The organism is Pseudomonas sp. GW822-FHT03F08, assembly GCF_058801265.1.
Window position 1 is genome coordinate 403,715 of record NZ_JBXANC010000004.1, and the last position, 21,993, is coordinate 425,707.

Sequence of the window (21,993 nt, forward strand, 5' to 3'; positions counted from 1 at the left end):
GCACATGCCTGGTAAACCCCGATGATGAAGCCCAACCTGATCGCCGCAGCCGAGATCGACCGTCTCGATACCTGGGCCAAATATTCGGCCCCGATGTGCGGTTCGTGCATGTCCAGCTGCTGCACGCTGCCGGTCGAGGTCAAGATCAAGGATCTGGTGCGCATCGGTGTGGTCGACGAATTCGAACTGGGCGACCCGCCGAAGAACATCGCCAAGCGCCTGCAAAAGGAAGGCCTGGTGGAACGCTTCAACCAGAAGTCGGGGATCTTCACCCTGCAACGCATGAGCAACAACGATTGCTACTACCTGGATCGTAAGAGCCGGCTGTGCACCATTTATGACAAGCGCCCGGACACCTGCCGCAACCACCCGAAAATCGGCCCGCGTCCGGGGTATTGCGCGTACAAGCCGAAGGAAGTGGAGCGGGTGCAGAATTTCCGGGCGATCGAGAAGTTCTGATCTGCCCTTGATCATTCCCACGCCTTGCGTGGGAACGAGACATCAAAAAAACCCGGACAAACAAAAACGCCCCCGGTCTCTCGACCGGGGGCGTTTTTTTAAGCCTGGGCTAAATTACGCCTTGGCTTTCTTGGCAGCGCGGGTACGCTCGCTTTCGTCCAGGATCTTCTTGCGAAGACGGATGGACTTAGGAGTAACTTCGCACAGCTCGTCTTCCTGGATGTATTCCAGAGCCTGTTCCAGGGTGAAGCGAACAGGTGGAACCAGAGCGATGGTTTCGTCTTTACCCGAAGCACGCATGTTGTCGAGCTTCTTGCCTTTGGTTGGGTTTACACCCAGGTCGTTGTCGCGGGAGTTCTGACCAACGATCTGACCGTTGTAGATCTCCTGGCCGTGTTCTACGAACAGCTTGCCACGAGCCTGCAGGGTTTCCAGGGAGTAGGTCAGCGCCTTGCCGGTTTCAACCGAAACCAGAACGCCGTTCTGACGGCCGGACATGTGGCCCGACTTCACTGGAGCGTAACGATCGAAGATCGAGGTCAGGATGCCAGCACCGTTGGTCAGGGTCAGGAACTGGTTACGGAAACCGATCAGACCGCGAGCAGGGATGTTGTATTCCAGACGAACACGGCCCTTGCCATCCGGCACCATGTTGCTCAGGTCGCCTTTACGCAGACCCATCTCTTCCATGACCTTGCCCTGGGATTCTTCAGGGATGTCGATGGTTACGTTTTCGAACGGTTCCTGCTTCACGCCGTCAACTTCACGGATGATCACTTCAGGACGGCCCAGGGCCAGCTCGAAGCCTTCGCGACGCATGGTTTCGATCAGTACCGAGAGGTGCAGCTCACCACGGCCGGAAACCTTGAACTTGTCAGCCGAGTCGCCTTCTTCAACGCGCAGTGCAACGTTGTACAGCAGCTCTTTGTCCAGACGATCCTTGATGTTACGGGAGGTCACGAACTTGCCTTCTTTACCGCAGAAAGGCGAGTCGTTTACCTGGAAGGTCATGGAAACGGTTGGCTCGTCAACGGTCAGAGGCTTCATCGCCTCGACGGTGTTGATGTCACACAGGGTGTCGGAGATGAACAGCTCGTCGAAACCGCTGATGCAGACGATGTCGCCGGCCGCTGCTTCTTCAACGTCGATGCGGTGCAGACCGTGGTGACCCATCAGCTTCAGGATACGGCCGTTGCGGCGCTTGCCGTTGGCGTCGATAGCGACAACCGGAGTGTTCGGCTTGACGCGACCACGAGCGATACGGCCAACACCGATAACACCCAGGAAGCTGTTGTAGTCCAGAGCGGAGATCTGCATCTGGAACGGGCCGTCACGGTCAACAGCAGGCGCTGGAACGTGGTCGACAACCGCTTGGTACAGCGGGGTCATGTCTTCCGCCATGGCGGTGTGGTCCAGACCGGCGATGCCGTTCAGGGCCGAAGCGTAAACAACCTGGAAGTCCAGTTGTTCTTCGGTTGCGCCCAGGTTGTCGAACAGATCGAAGATCTGGTCCAGAACCCAATCAGGACGCGCGCCCGGACGGTCAACCTTGTTGATAACCACGATTGGACGCAGGCCGGCTTCGAAAGCCTTCTTGGTCACGAAACGGGTTTGCGGCATAGGGCCGTCTTGAGCGTCGACCAGCAGCAGCACGGAGTCAACCATGGACATTACGCGCTCAACTTCGCCGCCGAAGTCGGCGTGGCCCGGGGTGTCCACGATGTTGATGTGGTAGCCGTTCCAGTTGATGGCGGTGTTTTTCGCCAGAATGGTAATGCCGCGCTCTTTTTCCTGGTCGTTGGAGTCCATCACGCGCTCGTCGTTGAGCTCGTTGCGCTCCAGAGTGCCGGATTGACGCAGGAGTTTGTCTACCAGGGTGGTTTTACCATGGTCAACGTGGGCAATGATGGCGATGTTGCGTAGATTTTCGATCACTTGTGTATCTCGATCAGAGGATTCGGTTTGCTGACAAGTCTTGGCAGCGATTAGCAGTAGTGTCCGGCATGGCCGTTACAGCTTGACGGCGGTGTCGGGGGGCCGGTGACGCAGGCCACAGGCAAACAGCCCCGGGCACTTAGCTCGGTCGATAAACGCGCACATTGGCATGCCCCTCACTGAGCAAATGGTGAGCATGCAGGCGACTCATCACGCCTTTGTCGCAATACAGCAGGTACTGGCGAGTCGGATCCAGCTCCTTGAAACGAGCGTTCACTGCGTAGAACGGCATCGTCTGTACTTCTATGCCCTCGAGCTCCAGCGGCTCATCCTCGGCGGCATCCGGGTGACGGATGTCGATGACGATCTGGCCGGCCAGTGCTTCGCTGACTTCTTCGATTTGCAAATCCTGGCCCAATTCGTCGATCACCCGATCGATCGGCACCAGTCTGGCGTTTGCGAGCGCACGCTCAAGCACCGCCATGTCGAATTCCTGCTCTTCGTGCTCAACGCGACCACGCTTGGCGGCGGTCTTCGGATTGACCGAAATGACCCCGCAGTACTCCGGCATGTGCCGGGCGAAATCGGCGGTGCCGATCTCGTTGGCCGTGTCGATGATGTCCTGCTTGTGGGCGACGATCAGCGGACGCAGGACCAGTTTGTCGGTCACGCAATCGATCACCGACAGGTTCGGCAGCGTCTGGCTCGACACCTGGGAGATCGCCTCGCCGGTGACCAGCGCATCAATGTGCAGACGCTCGGCGATGGCCGAGGACGCGCGCAACATCATACGCTTCAATACGACGCCCATATGACTGTTATCGACTTTGCCGAGAATTTCGCCCAACACTTCTTCGAACGGAACACTGACAAATAGCACGCGTTGCGAGCTGCCGTACTTCTTCCAGATGAAATGCGCGACTTCCATCACGCCCAATTCGTGGGCACGACCGCCCAGATTGAAGAAGCAGAAGTGCGCCATCAGGCCGCGACGCATGATCTGGTAGGCGGCAACCGTCGAGTCAAAGCCGCCGGACATCAATACCAGCGTCTGCTCCAGCGCACCGAGCGGGTAGCCGCCGATGCCATTGTGCTGGCTGTGGATCACGAACAACCGTTTGTCGCGAACTTCGATGCGGACTTCGATTTCCGGCTGTTTCAAGTCGATTCCGGCAGCACCGCACTCACGGCGCAGCTTGCTGCCGACGTATTTTTCGACGTCCATCGAGCTGAACGCATGCTTGCCCGCACGTTTGCAGCGCACCGAGAAAATCTTCCCGGCCAGTGCATCGCCGTAGTGCTCTTTGCACTTCTCGGTGATGTCGTCGAAGTCGCCCAGCGGGTACTCGTCGATCTGCAGAAAGTGCGCGATACCCGGCATGCAGGTCAGGCGCTCGCCCATCTCTTTCAGGGCCTTGGGGTCGGTAACGCGGGTTTCCAGCTCGAGATTGTCCCACACACCGTTCACCACCACGGCCGGGTCCAGGTCGCGGAGCACGGTGCGGATGTTCTTGGCCAGCTGGCGGATGAATTTCGTCCGGACAGGTCGGCTTTTGATGGTGATCTCGGGGAAGACTTTTACGATTAGTTTCATGAAAACAGCGCGCGCAGGGCCAGCCGAAAAAGGGGGGCGCGGATTATAGCGGAAATTGCTCAAGGTTTAACCAGTTAATGTGCAGAAGGTTTTGCATGCACCAAAACGGGTCATTTTCGACTTAAAGCGCTACATTAAAGGGCGAGATTTTCACCCTTTATGCACTTCGCACCTTTATAAGCGTGAATTTGGGGCAAAAAACCCATGCTGGGGCACTGGCATGCAATTTGCTCCCTTGTGAGGCAGGTTGCCTTGGCAGAGTATTCGCGCCGGCATCACCAACATTTAAGGGCATCCACTACCAGCCCTAAGCCACCCGGAGGACACTATGTCGAAGTCGGTTCAACTCATCAAAGATCATGACGTCAAGTGGATTGATCTGCGCTTCACGGACACCAAAGGCACTCAGCACCACGTGACCATGCCGGCTCGCGATGCGCTGGAAGACGACTTCTTCGAAGTTGGCAAGATGTTCGACGGTTCCTCCATCGCTGGCTGGAAAGGCATCGAAGCCTCCGACATGATCCTGCTGCCGGACGACGAAACCGCCGTTCTCGACCCGTTCACCGAAGAGCCGACCCTGATCCTGGTCTGCGACATCATCGAACCGTCGACCATGCAAGGCTACGATCGCGACCCGCGCGCCATCGCCCACCGTGCCGAGGAATATCTGAAGACCACCGGTATCGGTGACACCGTTTTCGCCGGTCCAGAGCCTGAGTTCTTCATCTTCGACGAAGTGAAGTTCAAGTCCGACATCTCCGGCTCGATGTTCAAGATCTACTCCGAGCAAGGCTCGTGGATGTCCGACCAGGACGTGGAAGGCGGCAACAAAGGCCACCGTCCAGGCGTGAAAGGCGGCTACTTCCCGGTTCCGCCGTTCGACCACGACCACGAAATCCGTACCGCCATGTGCAACGCACTGGAAGAGATGGGTCAGACCGTTGAAGTTCACCACCACGAAGTGGCAACTGCCGGTCAAAACGAAATTGGTGTCAAGTTCAACACCCTGGTGAAGAAAGCTGACGAAGTTCAGACTCTGAAATACGTTGTACACAACGTGGCCGATGCCTATGGCCGCACCGCGACCTTCATGCCGAAGCCTCTGTACGGCGATAACGGTTCGGGTATGCACGTTCACATGTCCATCGCCAAAGATGGCAAGAACACCTTCGCTGGCGAAGGCTATGCCGGCCTGTCCGAAACCGCCCTGTACTTCATCGGCGGTATCATCAAGCACGGTAAGGCCCTGAACGGCTTCACCAACCCGGCCACCAACTCCTACAAGCGTCTGGTGCCAGGTTTCGAAGCTCCGGTGATGCTGGCCTACTCGGCTCGCAACCGTTCCGCCTCGATCCGTATTCCTTACGTCAACAGCCCACGTGGCCGTCGTATCGAAGCACGTTTCCCGGATCCGGCTGCCAACCCGTACCTGGCTTTCGCAGCACTGCTGATGGCCGGTCTGGACGGTATCCAGAACAAGATCCACCCAGGCGATGCGGCTGACAAAAACCTGTACGACCTGCCGCCTGAAGAGGCGAAAGAGATCCCGCAAGTTTGCGGCAGCCTGAAAGAAGCCCTGGAAGAGCTGGACAAGGGCCGCGCGTTCCTGACCAAGGGCGGCGTGTTCTCCGACGACTTCATCGACGCCTACATCGCGCTGAAATCCGAAGAAGAAATCAAGGTTCGCACCTTCGTACACCCACTGGAATATGAGCTGTACTACAGCTGCTGATCCGGTAGCGCTGCACTACGCGGCGTGACAAAAGAGAGGCCTCCTTCGGGAGGCCTTTTTTGTGCCCGCTCATCCATGGATAATCCGCCGCTTTCGCGCCATGACCGGCGCCTTGACGAAGGGATTCGCATGAAGTGGTTACGGGCTATCGCCCTGATGGCGGGCCTCGCCTGCTCGACAGCCGGCGCTGCCGAGTTCTATGAAGACAAGCCGCTGGCTCACCCGCTGATCGAAGGGTTACAGGAAAGCTCGGCGACCCTGGCGTTCATAAAAGAGCCAGGTGGCGTCAAAGGCTACTACTGCCTTTGCAACACGTCCGAGGGAAGCCCTCAGTTGCTGGATGACTTTGGTCAGGCGAACATCGAGTCGGTGTTCCTCACCCAACTCGACAGCGAAGGTCCTATCCGCCTCGTTCTCTTCAAACAGCAGGCGAAGTACCGGGTTTATGCCTACAAATACGACCCCAGCCAAGAACGCTACAGTCGCCTCCAGGGGCTGCAAAAAGCCCTTGACCGTATTACCGAAGGCCAGAAACGCCTCGACGCCCTCACCATCAAGAAAGCCCTGGCCCAGCTCACGCCCATCAACTACGGCATCCGCTACCAGACCTCCGGCATCGACGAGTTCGACCAACTCGACCTGACTCAGGGAACACTGGTGAGCTATTACGGCCAATACCACGACCCTCTGCACAACCCGACGCCGGATGACGAACCGTACTTCTTTAAAAAGACCTATCAGGAAAAGGACGGGCGCTTCCTGACCGTCACCTTCTGGCGCGCCGCCGATACTACCGTCGGTGAAGGCCAACACACGCTCTACAACTACCAGGTCAGACGCATCGCCTGGGAGACCGCGCCGGCGCAGTTCACGGGCAGTGAAGACGGTCAATCGGCGTCCTACTACTTCGGCAATGTCTCGGCCCAGGGTGCTTACCAGCACGGCTTGCGTAGCGGTACGTGGATGCTTTCCAACGACGAAAAACAGTCGGAGTCCGGTGAATACGTCAACGGCAAACGCGAGGGGCAATGGACCGAAGATGACGATGCGCAAGGCAAGAGCGGCGAATACCGCAATGACTTGCGCGAAGGTCGCTGGGTGTTTTCCAACGAAGCTGAAATGGGGTGGATCGCTACCGGGTTCCAGACCTATGCCCACGGCCAACTCAACGGCCCCAGCGAACTGACCGTCGGCAGCACCACCGAACATGGCAACTATCTCGACGATAAACGCCAGGGCCCATGGGTGACCGATTCAGGCAGCGGCAACTACACCGATGGCCTGCAAAGCGGTCCGTGGACACTCAAGGCCGGCGACGGTCATCGCCAAGCGGTGAACTTCGTCGCCGGCAAAAAGGACGGGGAATTGCGCGACACCGACGCCAATGGCGTACTGATATTCATCGAGCATTACAAGGCAGGCGTCCTGTCAGGCAGTCGTGAAGGCTACGCGCCAAACGGCAAGCTTACCTTCGTGGAAAACTACACCGACGGAAAACTCGACGGGCACGCCCAGCATTTCAGTGCCAATGGGGAACGTTTGCTCAAGGACTTCAACTGGCGCGCCGGTGTGGTCGATGGGCCTTATCGCGATTTCTTCGATGATGGCAGGCTCGCCAGCGACGGCGTCTACGAAAACGGCAAGTTTATTGGCCTCTGGATTGACCAAAACCCCAAAAGCCCCCTGCTGATAGAAACCCGCTGGTGCAGCTTCGATGAAAACGGCCCAAAGGTAGACCGCTGCGGAAAATACCGTGTTTTCGAGAATGGAAAACTGAGAACCGAAAGCGACTATCTCTATGGCCGGGAACAAACCAATGTGGAATACAACGTCCAGACGGGGAAAAAAACCAAGGAAACGATTATCGGCGAGGACGATCAGGTGACCGTCAATGGCTATGGCCCTGATGGCACTCTTTCCTGCAAACAGTCGAAAAAAGGCTTCACGCTGATGACCATCAACCAGCAGCCCGTCAAAAATTACGACGGTGCAAAACTGTATGGTGAACAGCTGTGTTATTACCCGAGCGGTGTTGTCCGCAATCGCTACTATTTTGACCGTGGCTATCTCGGCTGCGTGATCGATTACGACGAGTCGGGCAAGGAAATCCCGCAACGCTGTGCTCCATTGACACCGGAAATGGAACGACGCATGCAGAAATTCCTCCACTGATATTGAGGCTGCGTAAACCGGAGAGTGTTCTATGCTGGCAGCCAGGGAATTCCATTGTCGGAGCCATCCTTGCTGCTCACCGGGGGGGGCTTGATGCGGCCATTTTTGTTGTTTTTGATGCTGACTTTCGCATTTCCAGTGACGGCGCAGATCTACAAATACACCGACGCCAGCGGCAACACGGTGTACAGCGATCATGCGCCGGACGGCGTGAAGGCGCAGCCGGTGGAGTTGCCGCCGCTCAACAGCGTCCAGCCTCAGGCACCGAGCGCGCCGTCGTCGGACACGACCAGCCGGGCGTCTGCGCGCAATGCCTATGACGTGCTGGAACTGACCGGCCTGCCCACCGAAGAGGCCCTGCGCGCCAACAACGGCACGTTCACCGTCAGCGTGCTGATCAAGCCGCGCCTGCAACCGCCACATCAATTGCGCCTGCTGCTGGACGACGCGCCTTATGGCCAGCCGAGCAACGTGCCGATCCTGCAGCTGGTGAACATTGACCGGGGCGAGCATCGGCTGGCGGTTCAGGTGATCAATGGCGAGGCGATCATTCAGCAGAGTCCGGCAGTGGTCTTCACTGTGCAGCGGGTGCACAAGCCATGACTCGCGGATTGATTGCCGTGTGTCTGGTTCTGTTCGCGCTTGGCGCATCCGCCGAGGTCTTCACGTATGTCGATTCGCAAGGCAATCGGGTCTACACCGATCAACCGCGCGGCAATGCCAAGCGTGTGCCGCTGGCCACCAGCAATCGCATGGCCTCCAACCCGACCGGGGCGGCGCCCATTACCAAAGCTAAAAAATCACCGGAGCAACCGCTGTTCCGCTACGACATGCTGCGGGTGCTGGTTCCCGAACCGGACGCGACCATTCGCAGCAGCGCCGGCGAATTGATCGTCAGCATCACCAGTGAACCGGGCCTGCAAAAAGGTCATCGCTATCGCCTGCTGCTGGACGGCCAGGCCACCGGCGAGCCCGGCCTTAGCCCGGTGTTCCCGCTGAGCAATATCGATCGCGGCAGCCATAACCTGTCGGTGGAGATTCTCGACGCGCAGGATCGCATCGTCGAGCGCACCGCCAATCAGCCATTCCATATGCAGCGCATCTCGCTGGCGCAGAAACGCCAGGTCAAACCCTGCACCACCGAAGACTACGGCGTTCGCCCGGAATGCCCGCTGAAAGACAAACCCGCCGAACCGAAAAATCCCTTCCTGCGTTTCTTCTAACGCCGTTCAGCTTTGCGCACTATATTGGTGCAACAGTCTGCACCGTACCCACATTGCAACCCATTTTGGTTCGAAAGTACCCGCCAGGGCCGGCCGATCGCCACGCAAACGAGCGTCAAACGCCCGTTTCAGGGGTCGAACGCTTCTTTTCGGAGCCTTGGTTTGGTTTTTGCATTTTCCTGATATCGGCGCTTGGTTCCTTGCGCACGCCTTGCTCCAAAAGAGGTCCTGATGACCATAAGCGACGCACTCCACCGTTTGCTGCTCGACAACCTGACCACCGCCACCATCCTGCTCGATGCCGAATTGCGCCTCGAGTACATGAACCCGGCGGCGGAGATGCTGCTGGCCATCAGCGGTCAGCGCAGCCATGGCCAGTTCATCAGTGAGCTGTTCACCGAGTCCACCGAGGCGCTCAATTCGTTGCGCCAGGCGGTTGAACAGGCGCACCCGTTCACCAAGCGCGAAGCAATGCTCACAGCCCTCACCGGCCAGACCCTGACCGTGGACTACGCGGTGACGCCGATCCTCAGCAACGGCGCGACCCTGCTGTTGCTGGAGGTTCACCCTCGCGACCGCTTGCTGCGGATCACCAAGGAAGAGGCGCAACTGTCGAAGCAGGAAACCAGCAAGATGCTGGTGCGCGGCCTCGCCCACGAGATCAAGAACCCGCTGGGCGGCATCCGTGGCGCCGCGCAACTGCTGGCCCGGGAACTGCCGGAAGACAGCCTGCGCGACTACACCAACGTGATCATTGAAGAGGCCGACCGCCTGCGCAATCTGGTCGACCGCATGCTCGGCTCGAACAAACTGCCGTCGCTGGCCCTGTGCAACGTCCACGAAGTGCTGGAGCGCGTTTGCCAGTTGGTCGAGGCCGAAAGCCAGGGCTGCATCACGCTGGTGCGCGATTACGACCCGAGCATTCCCGACGTATTGATCGACCGCGAGCAAATGATTCAGGCCGTGCTGAACATCGTGCGCAACGCGATGCAGGCGATCAGCAGCCAGAACGAGTTGCGCCTGGGCCGCATCAGCCTGCGCACCCGCGCCATGCGCCAGTTCACCATTGGCCACATCCGCCATCGCCTGGTGACCAAGATCGAGATCATCGACAACGGTCCGGGGATCCCGGCGGAACTCCAGGAAACCATTTTCTTTCCCATGGTCAGCGGCCGTCCGGACGGTACCGGGCTGGGCCTGGCCATCACCCAGAACATCATCAGCCAGCACCAGGGCCTGATCGAGTGTGACAGCCATCCAGGCCACACCACGTTCTCGATCTTTCTGCCACTGGAACAAGGAGCCACATCGACATGAGCCGTAGTGAAACCGTGTGGATCGTCGATGACGACCGTTCTATCCGTTGGGTCCTGGAAAAAGCCCTGCAACAGGAAGGCATGACCACCCAGAGCTTCGACAGTGCCGATGGCGTGATGAGTCGCCTGGCGCGCCAGCAGCCGGACGTGATCATCTCCGACATCCGCATGCCGGGTGCCAGCGGTCTGGACCTTCTGGCGCGGATTCGCGAGCAACACCCACGACTGCCGGTCATCATCATGACCGCTCACTCCGATCTGGACAGCGCTGTCGCCTCCTATCAGGGCGGTGCCTTCGAGTACCTGCCCAAACCGTTCGATGTCGACGAAGCGGTGTCTCTGGTCAAACGCGCCAATCAGCACGCCCAGGAACAACAGGGCCTGGAAGTCGCGCCGACCCTGACCCGCACCCCGGAAATCATCGGCGAAGCGCCGGCGATGCAGGAAGTGTTTCGCGCCATCGGGCGCTTGAGCCACTCCAACATCACCGTGCTGATCAACGGCGAGTCGGGCACCGGTAAAGAACTGGTGGCTCACGCCCTGCACCGCCACAGCCCGCGTGCGGCCTCGCCGTTCATCGCGCTGAACATGGCGGCGATCCCGAAGGATCTGATGGAGTCCGAGCTGTTCGGCCACGAGAAAGGCGCCTTCACCGGCGCGGCCAACCTGCGTCGCGGGCGTTTCGAGCAGGCTGACGGCGGCACGCTGTTCCTCGATGAAATCGGCGACATGCCGGCGGACACCCAGACCCGACTGCTGCGGGTACTGGCCGACGGCGAGTTCTACCGCGTCGGCGGGCACGTGCCGGTCAAGGTCGATGTACGAATCATCGCCGCGACTCACCAGAATCTGGAAACCCTGGTTCACGCCGGGAAATTCCGTGAGGACTTGTTCCACCGCCTCAACGTGATCCGCATCCACATTCCGCGCCTGTCGGACCGTCGCGAAGACATCCCGACCCTGGCCAAGCACTTCCTCAGCCGCGCAGCACAAGAACTGGCGGTAGAGCCAAAACTGCTGAAAAGCGAGACCGAGGAATACCTGAAAAACCTGCCATGGCCGGGCAACGTGCGTCAGCTGGAAAACACCTGCCGCTGGATCACGGTGATGGCGTCCGGGCGCGAGGTGCACATCAGCGACCTGCCACCGGAACTGCTGAGCCTGCCGCAAGACTCGGCACCGGTGACCAATTGGGAACAGGCGCTGCGTCAGTGGGCCGATCAGGCGTTGGCGCGTGGCCAGTCGAGCCTGCTCGACAGCGCGGTACCGGCGTTCGAGCGGATCATGATCGAGACGGCGCTGAAGCACACCGCCGGGCGTCGTCGTGACGCTGCCGTGTTGCTGGGCTGGGGCCGGAACACCTTGACCCGCAAGATCAAGGAACTGGGAATGAAGGTCGATGGCGGGGATGACGACGAAGGCGAAGAAGGCTGACCTTCAGCGCCCGCCTGCACCGCCGCAAGGCACCGTGACCCGTAATCGGGCACGGCCGCTGGCTCATTCCTGCACCGCAACCCGCTGAAAAAACCATCCGGTGAAAAGACGAAGGCCCCGTATTACGGGGCCTTCGTCGTTGTATCGGGCTTTTTTGTTTCAAAACGATAAAAACTGGCACGCCCCCTGCAATAACCCAATCAGGTGATTCGTTTCACCAACCCTTTCGGGGGCCTTGGTACAGGCAGGCCGGGGATTCCCCTCTTTACACCGGACTCATCGAGTCCACCCTTTTGAGGCCCTTGATACAGGCAGGTCAGGGGTTCCTTCTTTACACCGGCTCAGTACGCAATGCGATGAGCCCGCCCGTTTCGGGAACCTTGGTACAGGCAGGCCGGGGATTCCCTCTTTTATTGCTCCCGGAGATGGATCTCCAGCCGCCAGCGGTCATCGACCTTGCTGCCGGCCCACTCCCCTTGCAGCGGTCGCGCTGCTACCAACGTCAGCAACAGGCCCCCATCACTCAATCGCGTCCGCCAGTTCACGTCCTTGCCGTTGAGCTTGAGCTGGCCCTTCTGCGCCTTGCCTTCGGCCTCGAACAACAGCGCAACGCTGCCATCGACGATCTCGCCGTGCAGCTTCGGCTCGTTGTTGAACCAGACCGTCAGACCGCCATCAGCCACCTCGACCTGTTGCAAGACGCTCGGGTCAGGCGTGGTCAAACGGCCGATCATCATCCCGACCATCACACCGACGATCGCCAGCGACGCCATCACCCGCGGGAATAGTTTCGAACGCGGGTCGGCTTGCGGCGTAGAATGCGCGTCATCTTTACCTTCGGAGCCGTGCATGTTTCACGTCATCCTTTTTCAACCGGAAATTCCACCGAACACCGGTAACGTTATCAGGCTGTGCGCCAACAGCGGCTGCCACCTGCATTTGATCGAACCGCTGGGCTTCGAGATGGACGACAAGCGCCTGCGTCGCGCCGGTCTCGACTACCACGAGTATGCCACTCTGCAGCGCCATGCCGACCTGGCCAGTTGCCTGGAAAGCCTCGATAACCCTCGGTTGTTCGCCTTCACCACCAAGGGTTCGCGACCGTTTCACGATGCGGCGTTCGTCCCCGGCGATGCCTTCATCTTCGGCCCGGAAAGCCGTGGCCTGCCGCCGGAAGTGCTGGATGCCCTGCCCGCCGAACAGCGCCTGCGCCTGCCAATGCGTGAAGGTTGCCGCAGCCTGAATCTGTCGAACACCGTGGCAGTGGCCGTGTACGAAGCGTGGCGGCAGAACGACTTCAAGTAACACCATACGATCGCCCAAGAAAAAAGCGCCTGTAACGGCGCTTTTTTCGTTGTTGCATCGACCGCTTACTGAACGGTCGGGGTCTCGCCGGCTTCCTGCATGCGCTGCAGCTCTTGCGCGTACAGGGCGTCGAAGTTCACCGGGGCCAGCATCAGGGCCGGGAACGAACCGCGGGTCACCAGGCTGTCCAGGGTTTCGCGAGCGTACGGGAACAGAATGTTCGGGCAGAACGCACCCAGGGTGTGGCTCATCGAAGCCGCGTCCAGGTTCTTGATCAGGAAGATACCGGCCTGTTGCACTTCAGCGATGAAGGCGACTTCTTCACCGTTTTTCACGGTGACGGACAGGGTCAGTACGACTTCGTAGAAATCGCCTTCCAGCGCCTTCTGACGGGTGTTCAGATCCAGACCGACCGCCGGGTCCCACTGCTGGCGGAAGATCGCCGGGCTTTTCGGGGCTTCGAAGGACAGGTCGCGTACGTAGATGCGCTGCAAGGAGAATTGCGGTGCGGTTTCTTCTTCGCTGGCTGCAGTGTTCTGTTGGTCAGTCATCTCAGATCCTTTCTGATCTTGGGTCTTTTAGGGTTCTTGGTTTGCAGGTGCAGCAGTTCAGGCCTTGAGCAGCGCGTCGAGCTTGCCGGCGCGCTCCAGGGCAAACAAATCGTCACATCCGCCGACGTGGGTGTCGCCGATCCAGATCTGCGGCACGGACGTGCGTCCGGCCTTCTGGGCCATGGCGGCGCGCACTTGCGGCTTGCCATCGACCTTGATCTCTTCGAAGGCCACGCCTTTGTTCGCGAGCAGGTACTTGGCGCGCGAGCAGTAAGGGCAGTAATCGCTGGAGTAGACGATGACTTCGCTCATGTCACTTCACCAGCGGCAGGTTGTCGCCTTTCCAGCTGGAAATCCCGCCGGACAGCTTGGCAGCGGTGAAGCCGGATTTCATCAGCTCGCGGGCGTGGGTGCCGGCCGTCTGGCCCAGGGCGTCGACCAGAATGATGGTCTTGGCCTTGTGTTTTTCCAGCTCGCCGATACGGGCGGCCAGTTTGTCCTGGGGAATGTTCACCGCGCCAACGATGTGACCGGCGGCGTAATCCTTGCTCGGACGGATGTCCACCACCACGCCGGCTTCCTTGTTGACCAGTGCGGTCAGCTCGCCCGTGCTCAGGCTTTTACCGCCGCCCTGCACTGTGTGCGCCAGCAGCAATGCCAGCAGTACGACGAAGATACCGACAAGAATGTAGTGGTTAGTGGCAAATTCAATCAGGTGAGCAACCATCGAAGGAGGTTCCAGGGCGTTAAAATGTCGGCCAGTATACACAGCCACTATGGTGGGCCAAACCCCGTCCGGCGGTGACGCGGTCGGAACTTCGCTTTAAACTCCAACTCCCTTTTCCATCGCCCTCTTCTTTATTAGCCACGAGTGGATTCCATGACTACCACGCCTAAACCTTTGGTCCTGATGATTCTCGACGGCTTCGGTCACAGCGACAGCCCCGAATCCAACGCCGTCTTCGCGGCCAAAAAGCCTGTGCTGGATCGCCTGTGGGCCACCGTGCCGAACGGCCTGATCTCGGGCAGCGGCATGGACGTCGGCCTGCCGGACGGCCAAATGGGCAACTCCGAAGTCGGCCACATGAACCTCGGCGCCGGCCGCGTGGTGTATCAGGACTTCACGCGCGTGACCAAAGCGATCCGCGACGGCGAGTTCTTCGAGAACCCGACCATCTGCGCCGCCGTGGACAAAGCCGTGGCCGCCGGCAAGGCCGTGCATTTCATGGGTCTGCTGTCGGACGGCGGCGTTCACAGTCACCAGGATCATCTGATCGCCATGGCCGAACTGGCCTTCAAGCGTGGCGCCGAAAAAATCTACCTGCACGCCTTCCTCGATGGCCGTGACACGCCGCCGAAAAGCGCCGCTTCGTCGATCGAGCTGCTCGACGCGACCTTTCAGGCACTGGGTAAGGGCCGCATCGCCAGCATCATCGGCCGCTACTTCGCCATGGACCGCGACAACCGCTGGGATCGCGTTTCCCAGGCCTACAACCTGATCGTCGACGGCAAGGGCGAATTCAATGCCGCCACCGCTCAGGAAGGCCTGGAAGCCGCTTACGCCCGTGGCGAGAGCGACGAATTCGTCAAGGCCACCAGCATCGGTGAGCCCGTGCAAGTCGAAGACGGCGACGCCGTGGTGTTCATGAACTTCCGCGCCGACCGTGCCCGCGAGCTGAGCCGCGTGTTTGTCGAAGACGGTTTCAAGGAATTCGAACGCACCCGCCAGCCAAAAGTGCAGTACGTGGGCCTGACCCAATACGCCGCCAGCATCCCGGCCCCCGCAGCCTTTGCGCCGGGCAGCCTGGAAAATGTTCTCGGCGACTATCTGGCGAAAAACGGCAAGACCCAGCTGCGCATCGCCGAAACCGAAAAGTACGCCCACGTGACCTTCTTCTTCTCCGGCGGTCGCGAAGAACCGTTCCCGGGCGAAGAGCGCATCCTGATCCCGTCGCCGAAAGTCGCCACTTATGACCTTCAGCCGGAAATGAGCGCACCGGAAGTCACCGACCGCATCGTCGATGCCATCGAGAATCAGCGCTACGACGTGATCGTGGTCAACTACGCCAACGGCGACATGGTCGGCCACAGCGGTGTGTTCGAGGCGGCGGTAAAAGCCGTGGAATGCCTGGACACCTGCGTCGGCCGCATCGTCGAGGCGCTGGAAAAGGTCGGCGGCGAAGCGCTGATCACCGCCGACCACGGTAACGTCGAACAAATGGCCGACGAAGCCACCGGCCAGGCGCACACCGCTCACACCACCGAACCGGTGCCGTTCATCTATGTCGGCAAACGCGACCTCAAGGTCCGTGAAGGCGGCGTGCTGGCGGACGTGGCGCCGACCATGCTCAAACTGCTGGGGCTGGAAAAACCAGCGGAAATGACTGGCACTTCGATTCTGGTCTGATATCAAAAACGCCCTGTAATCAGCCTGAAACGGCTTTTTATGACGAACGCCTCAAAGCAGTTGGCTTTGAGGCGTTTTTTTTGCCGCGTGGGGCGGGCATACTAGGCCGTCCCTTACCCTGGTGCCGCCCGCCTCTATGCTTCGCGTCCTGATCGCCCTCGCTCTGACATGCCTGCTCCAACCGGCCTTCGCTGACGAGCGCGCGCAAACCCAACAACAGTTGGACGCCACGCGTCAGGATATCGCCGAGCTGAAAAAGCTGCTGGGCAAGCTCCAGGAAGAAAAATCCGGCGTTCAGAAAGAGCTCAAGGGCACTGAAACCGAGATGGGCAATCTCGAGAAACAGGTCGACGCCCTGCAAAAAGAGCTGAAAAAGAGCGAATCCGAGCTGCAGCGGCTCGATGCGGAGAAAAAAAAACTCCAGAGCGCGCGCACTGAACAGCAACGACTGATCGCCATCCAGGCCCGCGCGGCCTATCAGAACGGCCGGCAGGAATACCTCAAGCTGCTGCTCAACCAGCAGAATCCCGAGAAATTCGCCCGCACCCTCACCTATTACGACTACCTGAGCCAGGCCCGCCTGGAGCAGCTGAAGAATTTCAACGAAACCCTGCGCCAGCTGGCCAATGTCGAAAAAGACATTTCCACGCAGCAAGCCCAGTTGCTGGTGCAGAAAAGCGACCTGGATACCCAGCGCGACGCACTCGACAAGGTTCGCAAGGAGCGCCAGCAGGTGCTGGCCAAGCTCAACGACGACGTGAAGGCGCGCGATCAGAAACTGGCCTCCCGCGAGCAGGATCAGGCAGACCTGTCTAAAGTCCTTAAAACCATTGAAGAAACCCTGGCCCGCCAGGCCCGTGAGGCAGAAGAAGCGCGACAGAAAGCGCTCATCGCCCAGCAGGAAGCCGAAAAAAAGCGTTTGCGTGAGGCCCAGGCCCGCGCCGACGCGGACTCGGACACCAGCGACGCCCCGCGAAAACAAGCCAGACCCACACCTGGCGCGCTGGTTTCCAGCAGCGGCGAGACATTCGGCGGCCCTTTTGCCGCCACCCGGGGAAAACTTCCATGGCCGGTTGATGGTCGACTGCTGGCACGCTTCGGTGAAACCCGTGGCGACGATGCCCGCACCAAGTGGGATGGCGTGATGATCAGCGCCTCCGCCGGCAGCCAGGTGCACGCCGTACACGGCGGGCGCGTGGTGTTTGCCGACTGGTTGCGCGGTGCCGGGCTGCTGGTGATCCTTGATCACGGCAACGGTTTTCTGAGCCTTTACGGTCATAACCAGACGCTGCTGAAGTCGGCTGGTGACGTGGTAAAAGCCGGTGAGTCCATCTCCACTGTCGGTAGCAGTGGCGGGCAGGACACACCAGCGCTGTATTTCGCAATTCGTCAGCAGGGTCACCCGAGTGATCCGGCGCAATGGTGCCGCGCGCAAGGATAGGCGTTGAGTCACCAACTTTAGGAGTTCGTTCGACATGCTGCATTTGTCCCGTCTTACCTCGCTGGCCCTGACGATCGCCCTGGTGATCGGCGCGCCTCTGGCGTTCGCCGCTCAACCGGCTCCGGCTGTCGCTCCGGCAGGCACTGCCGCGACTTCCAAGGCCCCGCTGCCGCTGGAAGAGTTGCGCACCTTTGCCGAGGTCATGGACCGGATCAAGGCCGCTTATGTCGAACCGGTGGACGACAAGACCCTGCTGGAAAACGCCATCAAGGGCATGCTCAGCAACCTCGACCCGCACTCGGCCTACCTCGGCCCGGAAGATTTCACCGAGCTGCAGGAAAGCACCAGCGGTGAGTTCGGCGGCTTGGGCATCGAAGTCGGCTCGGAAGACGGTTTCATCAAGGTTGTGTCGCCAATCGACGATACGCCAGCGTCGAAGGCCGGCATTCAGGCCGGTGACTTCATCGTCAAGATCAACGGCGCGCCGACCCGTGGCCAGACCATGACCGAAGCCGTGGACAAGATGCGCGGCAAGATCGGCCAGAAAATCACCCTGACCCTGGTCCGCGACGGCGGTACGCCGTTCGACGTGACCCTGGCCCGTGCGGTGATCCAGGTGAAGAGCGTCAAGGCGCAACTGCTGGAATCGGGTTACGGCCTGATCCGCATCACCCAGTTCCAGGTCAAGACCGGCGAGGAAGTCTCCAAGGCCCTGGCCAAGCTGCGCAAGGACAACGGCAAGAAGCTCAACGGCATCATCCTTGACCTGCGCAACAACCCGGGCGGCGTGCTGCAGGCAGCGGTGGAAGTGGTCGACCACTTCATCACCAAAGGCCTGATCGTCTACACCAAAGGCCGGATCGCCAACTCCGAACTGCGCTTCTCCGCCACCGGCAAGGACGAAAGCGAAGCCGTGCCAATGGTCGTGCTGATCAACGGTGGCAGTGCCTCGGCCTCGGAAATCGTCGCCGGCGCCCTGCAAGACCAGAAACGCGCCGTGGTCATGGGCACCACCAGTTTCGGCAAAGGCTCGGTGCAAACCGTGCTGCCGCTGAACAACGACCGTGCGTTGAAGATCACCACCGCGCTGTACTTCACGCCGAACGGCCGCTCGATCCAGGCCCAGGGCATCGTCCCGGACATCGAAGTGCGCAAGGCCAAGATCACCAACGAAGCGGACGGCGAATACTTCAAGGAAGCCGACCTGCAGGGTCACCTGGGCAACGGCAACGGCGGCGCAGACAAACCGACCGGCTCCGGCGCGAAACCGAAAGCCATGCCGCAGGATGACGATTACCAGTTGGCCCAGGCCCTGAGCCTGCTCAAAGGCCTGAGCATCACGTCCGGCCGTTGAGGATGTCTTTGCGTCTTGTCTTTGTCCTGCTGTGCTGTCTGGCGGGTGCTGCTCACGCAGAGCCTGCCAGACCGACACCACAAAAAGCCTACCTGACACTGATCATCGACGACCTGGGGCAGAACCTGCCCCGGGATCGCCGCGTGCTGGCCCTCCCCGGGCCCGTCACCACGGCAATCATGCCCGACACCCCGCACGCCACCGAATTTGCCCGCGAAGCCCATCGCGCCGGCAAGATCGTGATCCTGCACATGCCGATGGACCCGGCCACCGGCCCGTTTGCCTGGCATCCTGAACTGCCCATCGAAGAACTTGAGAAACGCCTCGACGCCGCATTCAAGAGGGTCCCCTACACCGCCGGCATCAACAACCACATGGGCAGTCGCATGACCGCACAACCAGTGGCGATGGCCTGGTTGATGGGTGAGTTGCAGCGCCGTCACAAGTTCTTCGTCGACAGCCGCACCAGCGCGCAAACGGTCGCTGCTCAACAGGCACAGAAGATCGATCTGGCGAGCGTCTCGCGGGATGTGTTTCTCGATGACGAGCGCACTGAAGCGGCGATTTTCACCCAGTTGCAGACGGCGATCAGCCTGGCTCGCAAGCAGGGTTCGGCGGTGATGATCGGCCATCCTTATCCACAGACTCTGGCTGTGCTGGAACGGGAACTGCCGAAGCTGAAAGCCCAAGGCATCGACTGGATCGACATCAAGCAGATGATCAGCGTGCGCAGCAATCGCGCCACGGCCGCTCATGGCAAAGACGGCGTCTACCGGTAACAAGCTGTCACGAAGCAATAGATAGATACCGCAGCCAGCCCCCTCCATACCCGGATATTGAGACCCGTCGCGGCGACACCAAGCCGCTTTCTTTATTCGGGATCAATCATGAACACCCAAACTTCTCTCAACTCATCTGTTCGGCAGATGGAGCCCATTGCAGTTGAAAACCTGCTGATCAATTTCACCACCGAGTTTCACCGGATCTGGGACAACACAGGCTCGAATTCAAAACCCGGCAGCTTCTGGCGCCCGACACCGGCTCCCGACCTGCTGCCCGGCTATTTTTCCTTGGGCGATCTCGTTGTCTCCGGACGGGACAATATCAACGACAGGCAGGTGATGGCGGTTGTCCGCGAGGGCGATCCGCAGAATGCCGAAGCCGGCAAGGGGCCGGCACTGAGCAGGCCTGATGATTACCAACGGGTATGGAGCGATTCAGGTTCGCGCGCCAACGGTGACTGCTCCGTATGGCGGCCGATTCCTCCCGAAGGCTATGTGGCAGTCGGAATGGTATGTTCCAACGACCGCAACAAGCCGTCCTTCAACGCCGTTCGTTGTGTACGTGCAGATCTGGTGGTCGCCGCAAGCGCCAACGCACTGATCTGGAGCGACAAGGGTAGCGGAGCCGACCGCGATTTCAGCACCTGGAGCGTCAAGCCTCCGACCGCACCTGCCGGGGAGATATTCTTTGCACCCGGCACGTTTATCGGTGCCAACGGCTACAGCAAACCTGCTGCATCCATCACGGCCTATGCCTTACGGATGCCTATTGCGCTTCAGGTCGATACGCCTCCGGCGGCCCCTGTACTGACCGGGCATGATGCCTCCGCCATCCTGACGCCACCCAAGATTACACAGGTCGTCCGATTGCCGTGGTTCACGGTCAGCGACCCGGCGATGACAAGCCTTGTACAGCTACGCACTTCACCGTTTTATCGTATGGAAAGAACTGATCGCTACTTGCTCGTCGGCCAAGACCAGAACAGCACAGACATGCATCGCCCTTTCAGGTGGAGAGCCGGCCGAGCCCAATCCTTCGAAATGGTGCGCACGTTCACGCGCAAAACCGGAATCGACATCGGCAGCCAATGGCCGTCGGCATTGTCTGCGCCTGAGTCGGCCATCACCTGCTCAGCCAGGTTGGGCGACAGTTTCTGCAACACCGAATCGGCACCCTATGAATGGGTGAACTCCGAACAGGCAGAAGTTATTGCGCTGGTTGCGAAAAACCGGTTCGCAGCGATTTATCTTATGCAGAGCGACTACCGATTGCTGCGCGAAGACGGTTCACAAGTGGAAGGCCATCTCAGCTATACCGATATGAATAGCCTGCATCTGACTGACTACCCGGCCGAGCCGGAACCGTCAAAGGATACGAAGAAAGAACTTGAGAAACCGACTGCCATCGAGCCAGAGAAGGAACCTGAAAAGCTGCCGGCTGCGGAGCCCGTGGCAGGTCCGCAATCAACGAAAGAATCAGCAACAGTTACAGATACCGCCCCATGATCTCGTCGACCACGCCGTCCTTGCGCATCTGATCAAGCGCTGCCTGAAGCTTGGCAACGGCTTCGTCCGGCACTTCCTTGTTCAGCGCCAGATACAGTTCGGCGCTGTTGAAGCGAAGTACGGTTTTCAACCCGGTCACGCCATCCTGCCGCGCCAGATAACGGCCGGCGGGATCGCCGGTAGCCCACAGGTCGATCTGACCGCTGACGAGCTTTTTGGCGTTGTCCTGATCGCGCAACACCACCACCGGTTTCAGGCCCTGCTTGGCTAGGGTCTCGGCAATCGCATCGCCTTTGTAAGCGCCGATCTTGTACTTGCGCGCATCGTTCAGGGTTTCGAGGGTGATCTTGCTGTCGGCTTTGGCCAGCATGACCCAGTCATCCGGGCCGATGGGGCCGACCCACTTGAACAGCGTCTCGCGATCCGGCAGGCGTGCCATGACGAAAGCACCGTAACCGGGGTTCTCCAGCGCGAGCTTGTAGACCCGTTCCCAGGGGAAGCGCAGGGTCAGACTGTAAGTGATGCCGGCACGCTTGAACATCTCGCGCACAATGTCTGTGGCGATGCCGTTGATGTTTTCGTCTTGAGCGAAATTCTTGCCGTTCTTCGCCATGTTGTACGGCGGGAAGTTTTCGGTGAGGAGCACCAGATCGGTGTCGGGACTTTCTTCGGCGTGGCCAGTGTTGATCAACAACACGGAGGCACTGGCGAGAGCGAGAAGCAGGCGTTTGATCATGTCGGGCTACCGAAATCCATGGCGTGCCCAAGAGTGCCTTGGG

At 59.7% G+C, this 21,993-nt stretch carries 20 protein-coding genes; 13 read left to right on the forward strand and 7 right to left on the reverse strand.

The features are described from left to right. The first annotated feature begins 21 nt into the window (after nucleotides 1-21). Nucleotides 22-459, forward strand: a complete 438-nt coding sequence (locus AC1RME_RS12270) for a YkgJ family cysteine cluster protein (RefSeq protein ID WP_025110918.1) — start codon at nucleotides 22-24, stop codon at nucleotides 457-459. A 114-nt stretch (nucleotides 460-573) separates the two neighbouring features. Here AC1RME_RS12270 and typA read toward each other — a convergent pair whose 3' ends face one another. Both typA and thiI read right to left on the reverse strand, forming a co-directional pair. Next, nucleotides 574-2,394, reverse strand: a complete 1,821-nt coding sequence (typA, locus tag AC1RME_RS12275; protein WP_096821971.1) for a translational GTPase TypA — start codon at nucleotides 2,392-2,394, stop codon at nucleotides 574-576. 139 nt (nucleotides 2,395-2,533) lie between these two features. Then, nucleotides 2,534-3,988 (reverse strand): tRNA uracil 4-sulfurtransferase ThiI, encoded by a 1,455-nt coding sequence (gene thiI, locus AC1RME_RS12280; RefSeq protein WP_096821970.1) that lies wholly within the window; start codon nucleotides 3,986-3,988, stop codon nucleotides 2,534-2,536. A 328-nt stretch (nucleotides 3,989-4,316) separates the two neighbouring features. Between thiI and glnA the strand changes: the two genes are divergently transcribed. The 6 genes from glnA to ntrC all read left to right on the forward strand — a co-directional run bounded on the left by glnA (nucleotide 4,317) and on the right by ntrC (nucleotide 11,868). Further along, entirely contained in the window at nucleotides 4,317-5,723 is a 1,407-nt protein-coding gene (glnA, locus tag AC1RME_RS12285; protein WP_085712782.1) for a glutamate--ammonia ligase, read from the forward strand. Between the two features lie 75 nt (nucleotides 5,724-5,798). Beyond that, complete coding sequence (locus AC1RME_RS12290; protein ID WP_493091292.1) at nucleotides 5,799-7,895, forward strand: toxin-antitoxin system YwqK family antitoxin; 2,097 nt, start codon at nucleotides 5,799-5,801, stop codon at nucleotides 7,893-7,895. 93 nt (nucleotides 7,896-7,988) lie between these two features. Further along, nucleotides 7,989-8,498, forward strand: a complete 510-nt coding sequence (locus tag AC1RME_RS12295) for a DUF4124 domain-containing protein (protein WP_493091294.1) — start codon at nucleotides 7,989-7,991, stop codon at nucleotides 8,496-8,498. Next, complete coding sequence (locus tag AC1RME_RS12300; RefSeq protein WP_493065865.1) at nucleotides 8,495-9,118, forward strand: DUF4124 domain-containing protein; 624 nt, start codon at nucleotides 8,495-8,497, stop codon at nucleotides 9,116-9,118. Before AC1RME_RS12295 ends, AC1RME_RS12300 begins: the two co-directional genes overlap by 4 nt. Before the next feature lie 231 nt (nucleotides 9,119-9,349). Then, nucleotides 9,350-10,435, forward strand: coding sequence for a nitrogen regulation protein NR(II) (gene glnL / locus AC1RME_RS12305; protein ID WP_096821967.1), 1,086 nt, complete (start codon nucleotides 9,350-9,352; stop codon nucleotides 10,433-10,435). Continuing rightward, complete coding sequence (ntrC, locus tag AC1RME_RS12310; RefSeq protein WP_096821966.1) at nucleotides 10,432-11,868, forward strand: nitrogen regulation protein NR(I); 1,437 nt, start codon at nucleotides 10,432-10,434, stop codon at nucleotides 11,866-11,868. The genes glnL and ntrC overlap by 4 nt, the downstream gene beginning before the upstream one ends. Nucleotides 11,869-12,278: 410 nt before the next feature. On the opposite strand, the gene AC1RME_RS12315 is transcribed toward ntrC, so the two are convergent. Beyond that, on the reverse strand, nucleotides 12,279-12,719 hold the full coding sequence (locus tag AC1RME_RS12315; RefSeq protein ID WP_096821965.1) for a hypothetical protein: 441 nt from the start codon (nucleotides 12,717-12,719) through the stop codon (nucleotides 12,279-12,281). Between AC1RME_RS12315 and trmL the strand changes: the two genes are divergently transcribed. Then, the gene (gene trmL / locus AC1RME_RS12320) at nucleotides 12,718-13,173 is read left to right on the forward strand and encodes a tRNA (uridine(34)/cytosine(34)/5-carboxymethylaminomethyluridine(34)-2'-O)-methyltransferase TrmL (protein ID WP_096821964.1); all 456 of its coding nucleotides are present in this window, start codon (nucleotides 12,718-12,720) and stop codon (nucleotides 13,171-13,173) included. The genes AC1RME_RS12315 and trmL overlap by 2 nt on opposite strands. Nucleotides 13,174-13,238: 65 nt before the next feature. Here the strand turns inward: trmL and secB are convergent, their stop codons facing one another. From secB to AC1RME_RS12335, 3 genes are read right to left on the reverse strand one after another with little or no spacing between them, the layout of a single operon-like run. Further along, complete coding sequence (secB, locus tag AC1RME_RS12325) at nucleotides 13,239-13,724, reverse strand: protein-export chaperone SecB (protein ID WP_085733279.1); 486 nt, start codon at nucleotides 13,722-13,724, stop codon at nucleotides 13,239-13,241. Between the two features lie 57 nt (nucleotides 13,725-13,781). Beyond that, on the reverse strand, nucleotides 13,782-14,036 hold the full coding sequence (gene grxC / locus AC1RME_RS12330; protein ID WP_096821963.1) for a glutaredoxin 3: 255 nt from the start codon (nucleotides 14,034-14,036) through the stop codon (nucleotides 13,782-13,784). A gap of 1 nt (nucleotide 14,037) precedes the next feature. Further along, nucleotides 14,038-14,451, reverse strand: coding sequence for a rhodanese-like domain-containing protein (locus AC1RME_RS12335; RefSeq protein WP_096821962.1), 414 nt, complete (start codon nucleotides 14,449-14,451; stop codon nucleotides 14,038-14,040). A gap of 153 nt (nucleotides 14,452-14,604) precedes the next feature. Between AC1RME_RS12335 and gpmI the strand changes: the two genes are divergently transcribed. The 5 genes from gpmI to AC1RME_RS12360 all read left to right on the forward strand — a co-directional run bounded on the left by gpmI (nucleotide 14,605) and on the right by AC1RME_RS12360 (nucleotide 21,214). Then, nucleotides 14,605-16,131 (forward strand): 2,3-bisphosphoglycerate-independent phosphoglycerate mutase, encoded by a 1,527-nt coding sequence (gene gpmI, locus AC1RME_RS12340; RefSeq protein WP_493091296.1) that lies wholly within the window; start codon nucleotides 14,605-14,607, stop codon nucleotides 16,129-16,131. A 136-nt stretch (nucleotides 16,132-16,267) separates the two neighbouring features. Then, nucleotides 16,268-17,572, forward strand: a complete 1,305-nt coding sequence (locus AC1RME_RS12345; protein ID WP_096821960.1) for a murein hydrolase activator EnvC family protein — start codon at nucleotides 16,268-16,270, stop codon at nucleotides 17,570-17,572. Between the two features lie 34 nt (nucleotides 17,573-17,606). Then, nucleotides 17,607-18,926: a S41 family peptidase gene (locus AC1RME_RS12350; protein WP_096821959.1), complete on the forward strand. Its 1,320-nt coding sequence runs from the start codon at nucleotides 17,607-17,609 to the stop codon at nucleotides 18,924-18,926. A 2-nt stretch (nucleotides 18,927-18,928) separates the two neighbouring features. Continuing rightward, the gene (locus AC1RME_RS12355) at nucleotides 18,929-19,705 is read left to right on the forward strand and encodes a divergent polysaccharide deacetylase family protein (RefSeq protein ID WP_493091299.1); all 777 of its coding nucleotides are present in this window, start codon (nucleotides 18,929-18,931) and stop codon (nucleotides 19,703-19,705) included. A gap of 108 nt (nucleotides 19,706-19,813) precedes the next feature. Further along, nucleotides 19,814-21,214: a Vps62-related protein gene (locus tag AC1RME_RS12360; RefSeq protein WP_493091301.1), complete on the forward strand. Its 1,401-nt coding sequence runs from the start codon at nucleotides 19,814-19,816 to the stop codon at nucleotides 21,212-21,214. Here the strand turns inward: AC1RME_RS12360 and AC1RME_RS12365 are convergent. Further along, nucleotides 21,195-21,950: a substrate-binding periplasmic protein gene (locus tag AC1RME_RS12365; RefSeq protein WP_493091303.1), complete on the reverse strand. Its 756-nt coding sequence runs from the start codon at nucleotides 21,948-21,950 to the stop codon at nucleotides 21,195-21,197. The genes AC1RME_RS12360 and AC1RME_RS12365 overlap by 20 nt on opposite strands. Between the last annotated feature and the right edge of the window lie 43 nt (nucleotides 21,951-21,993).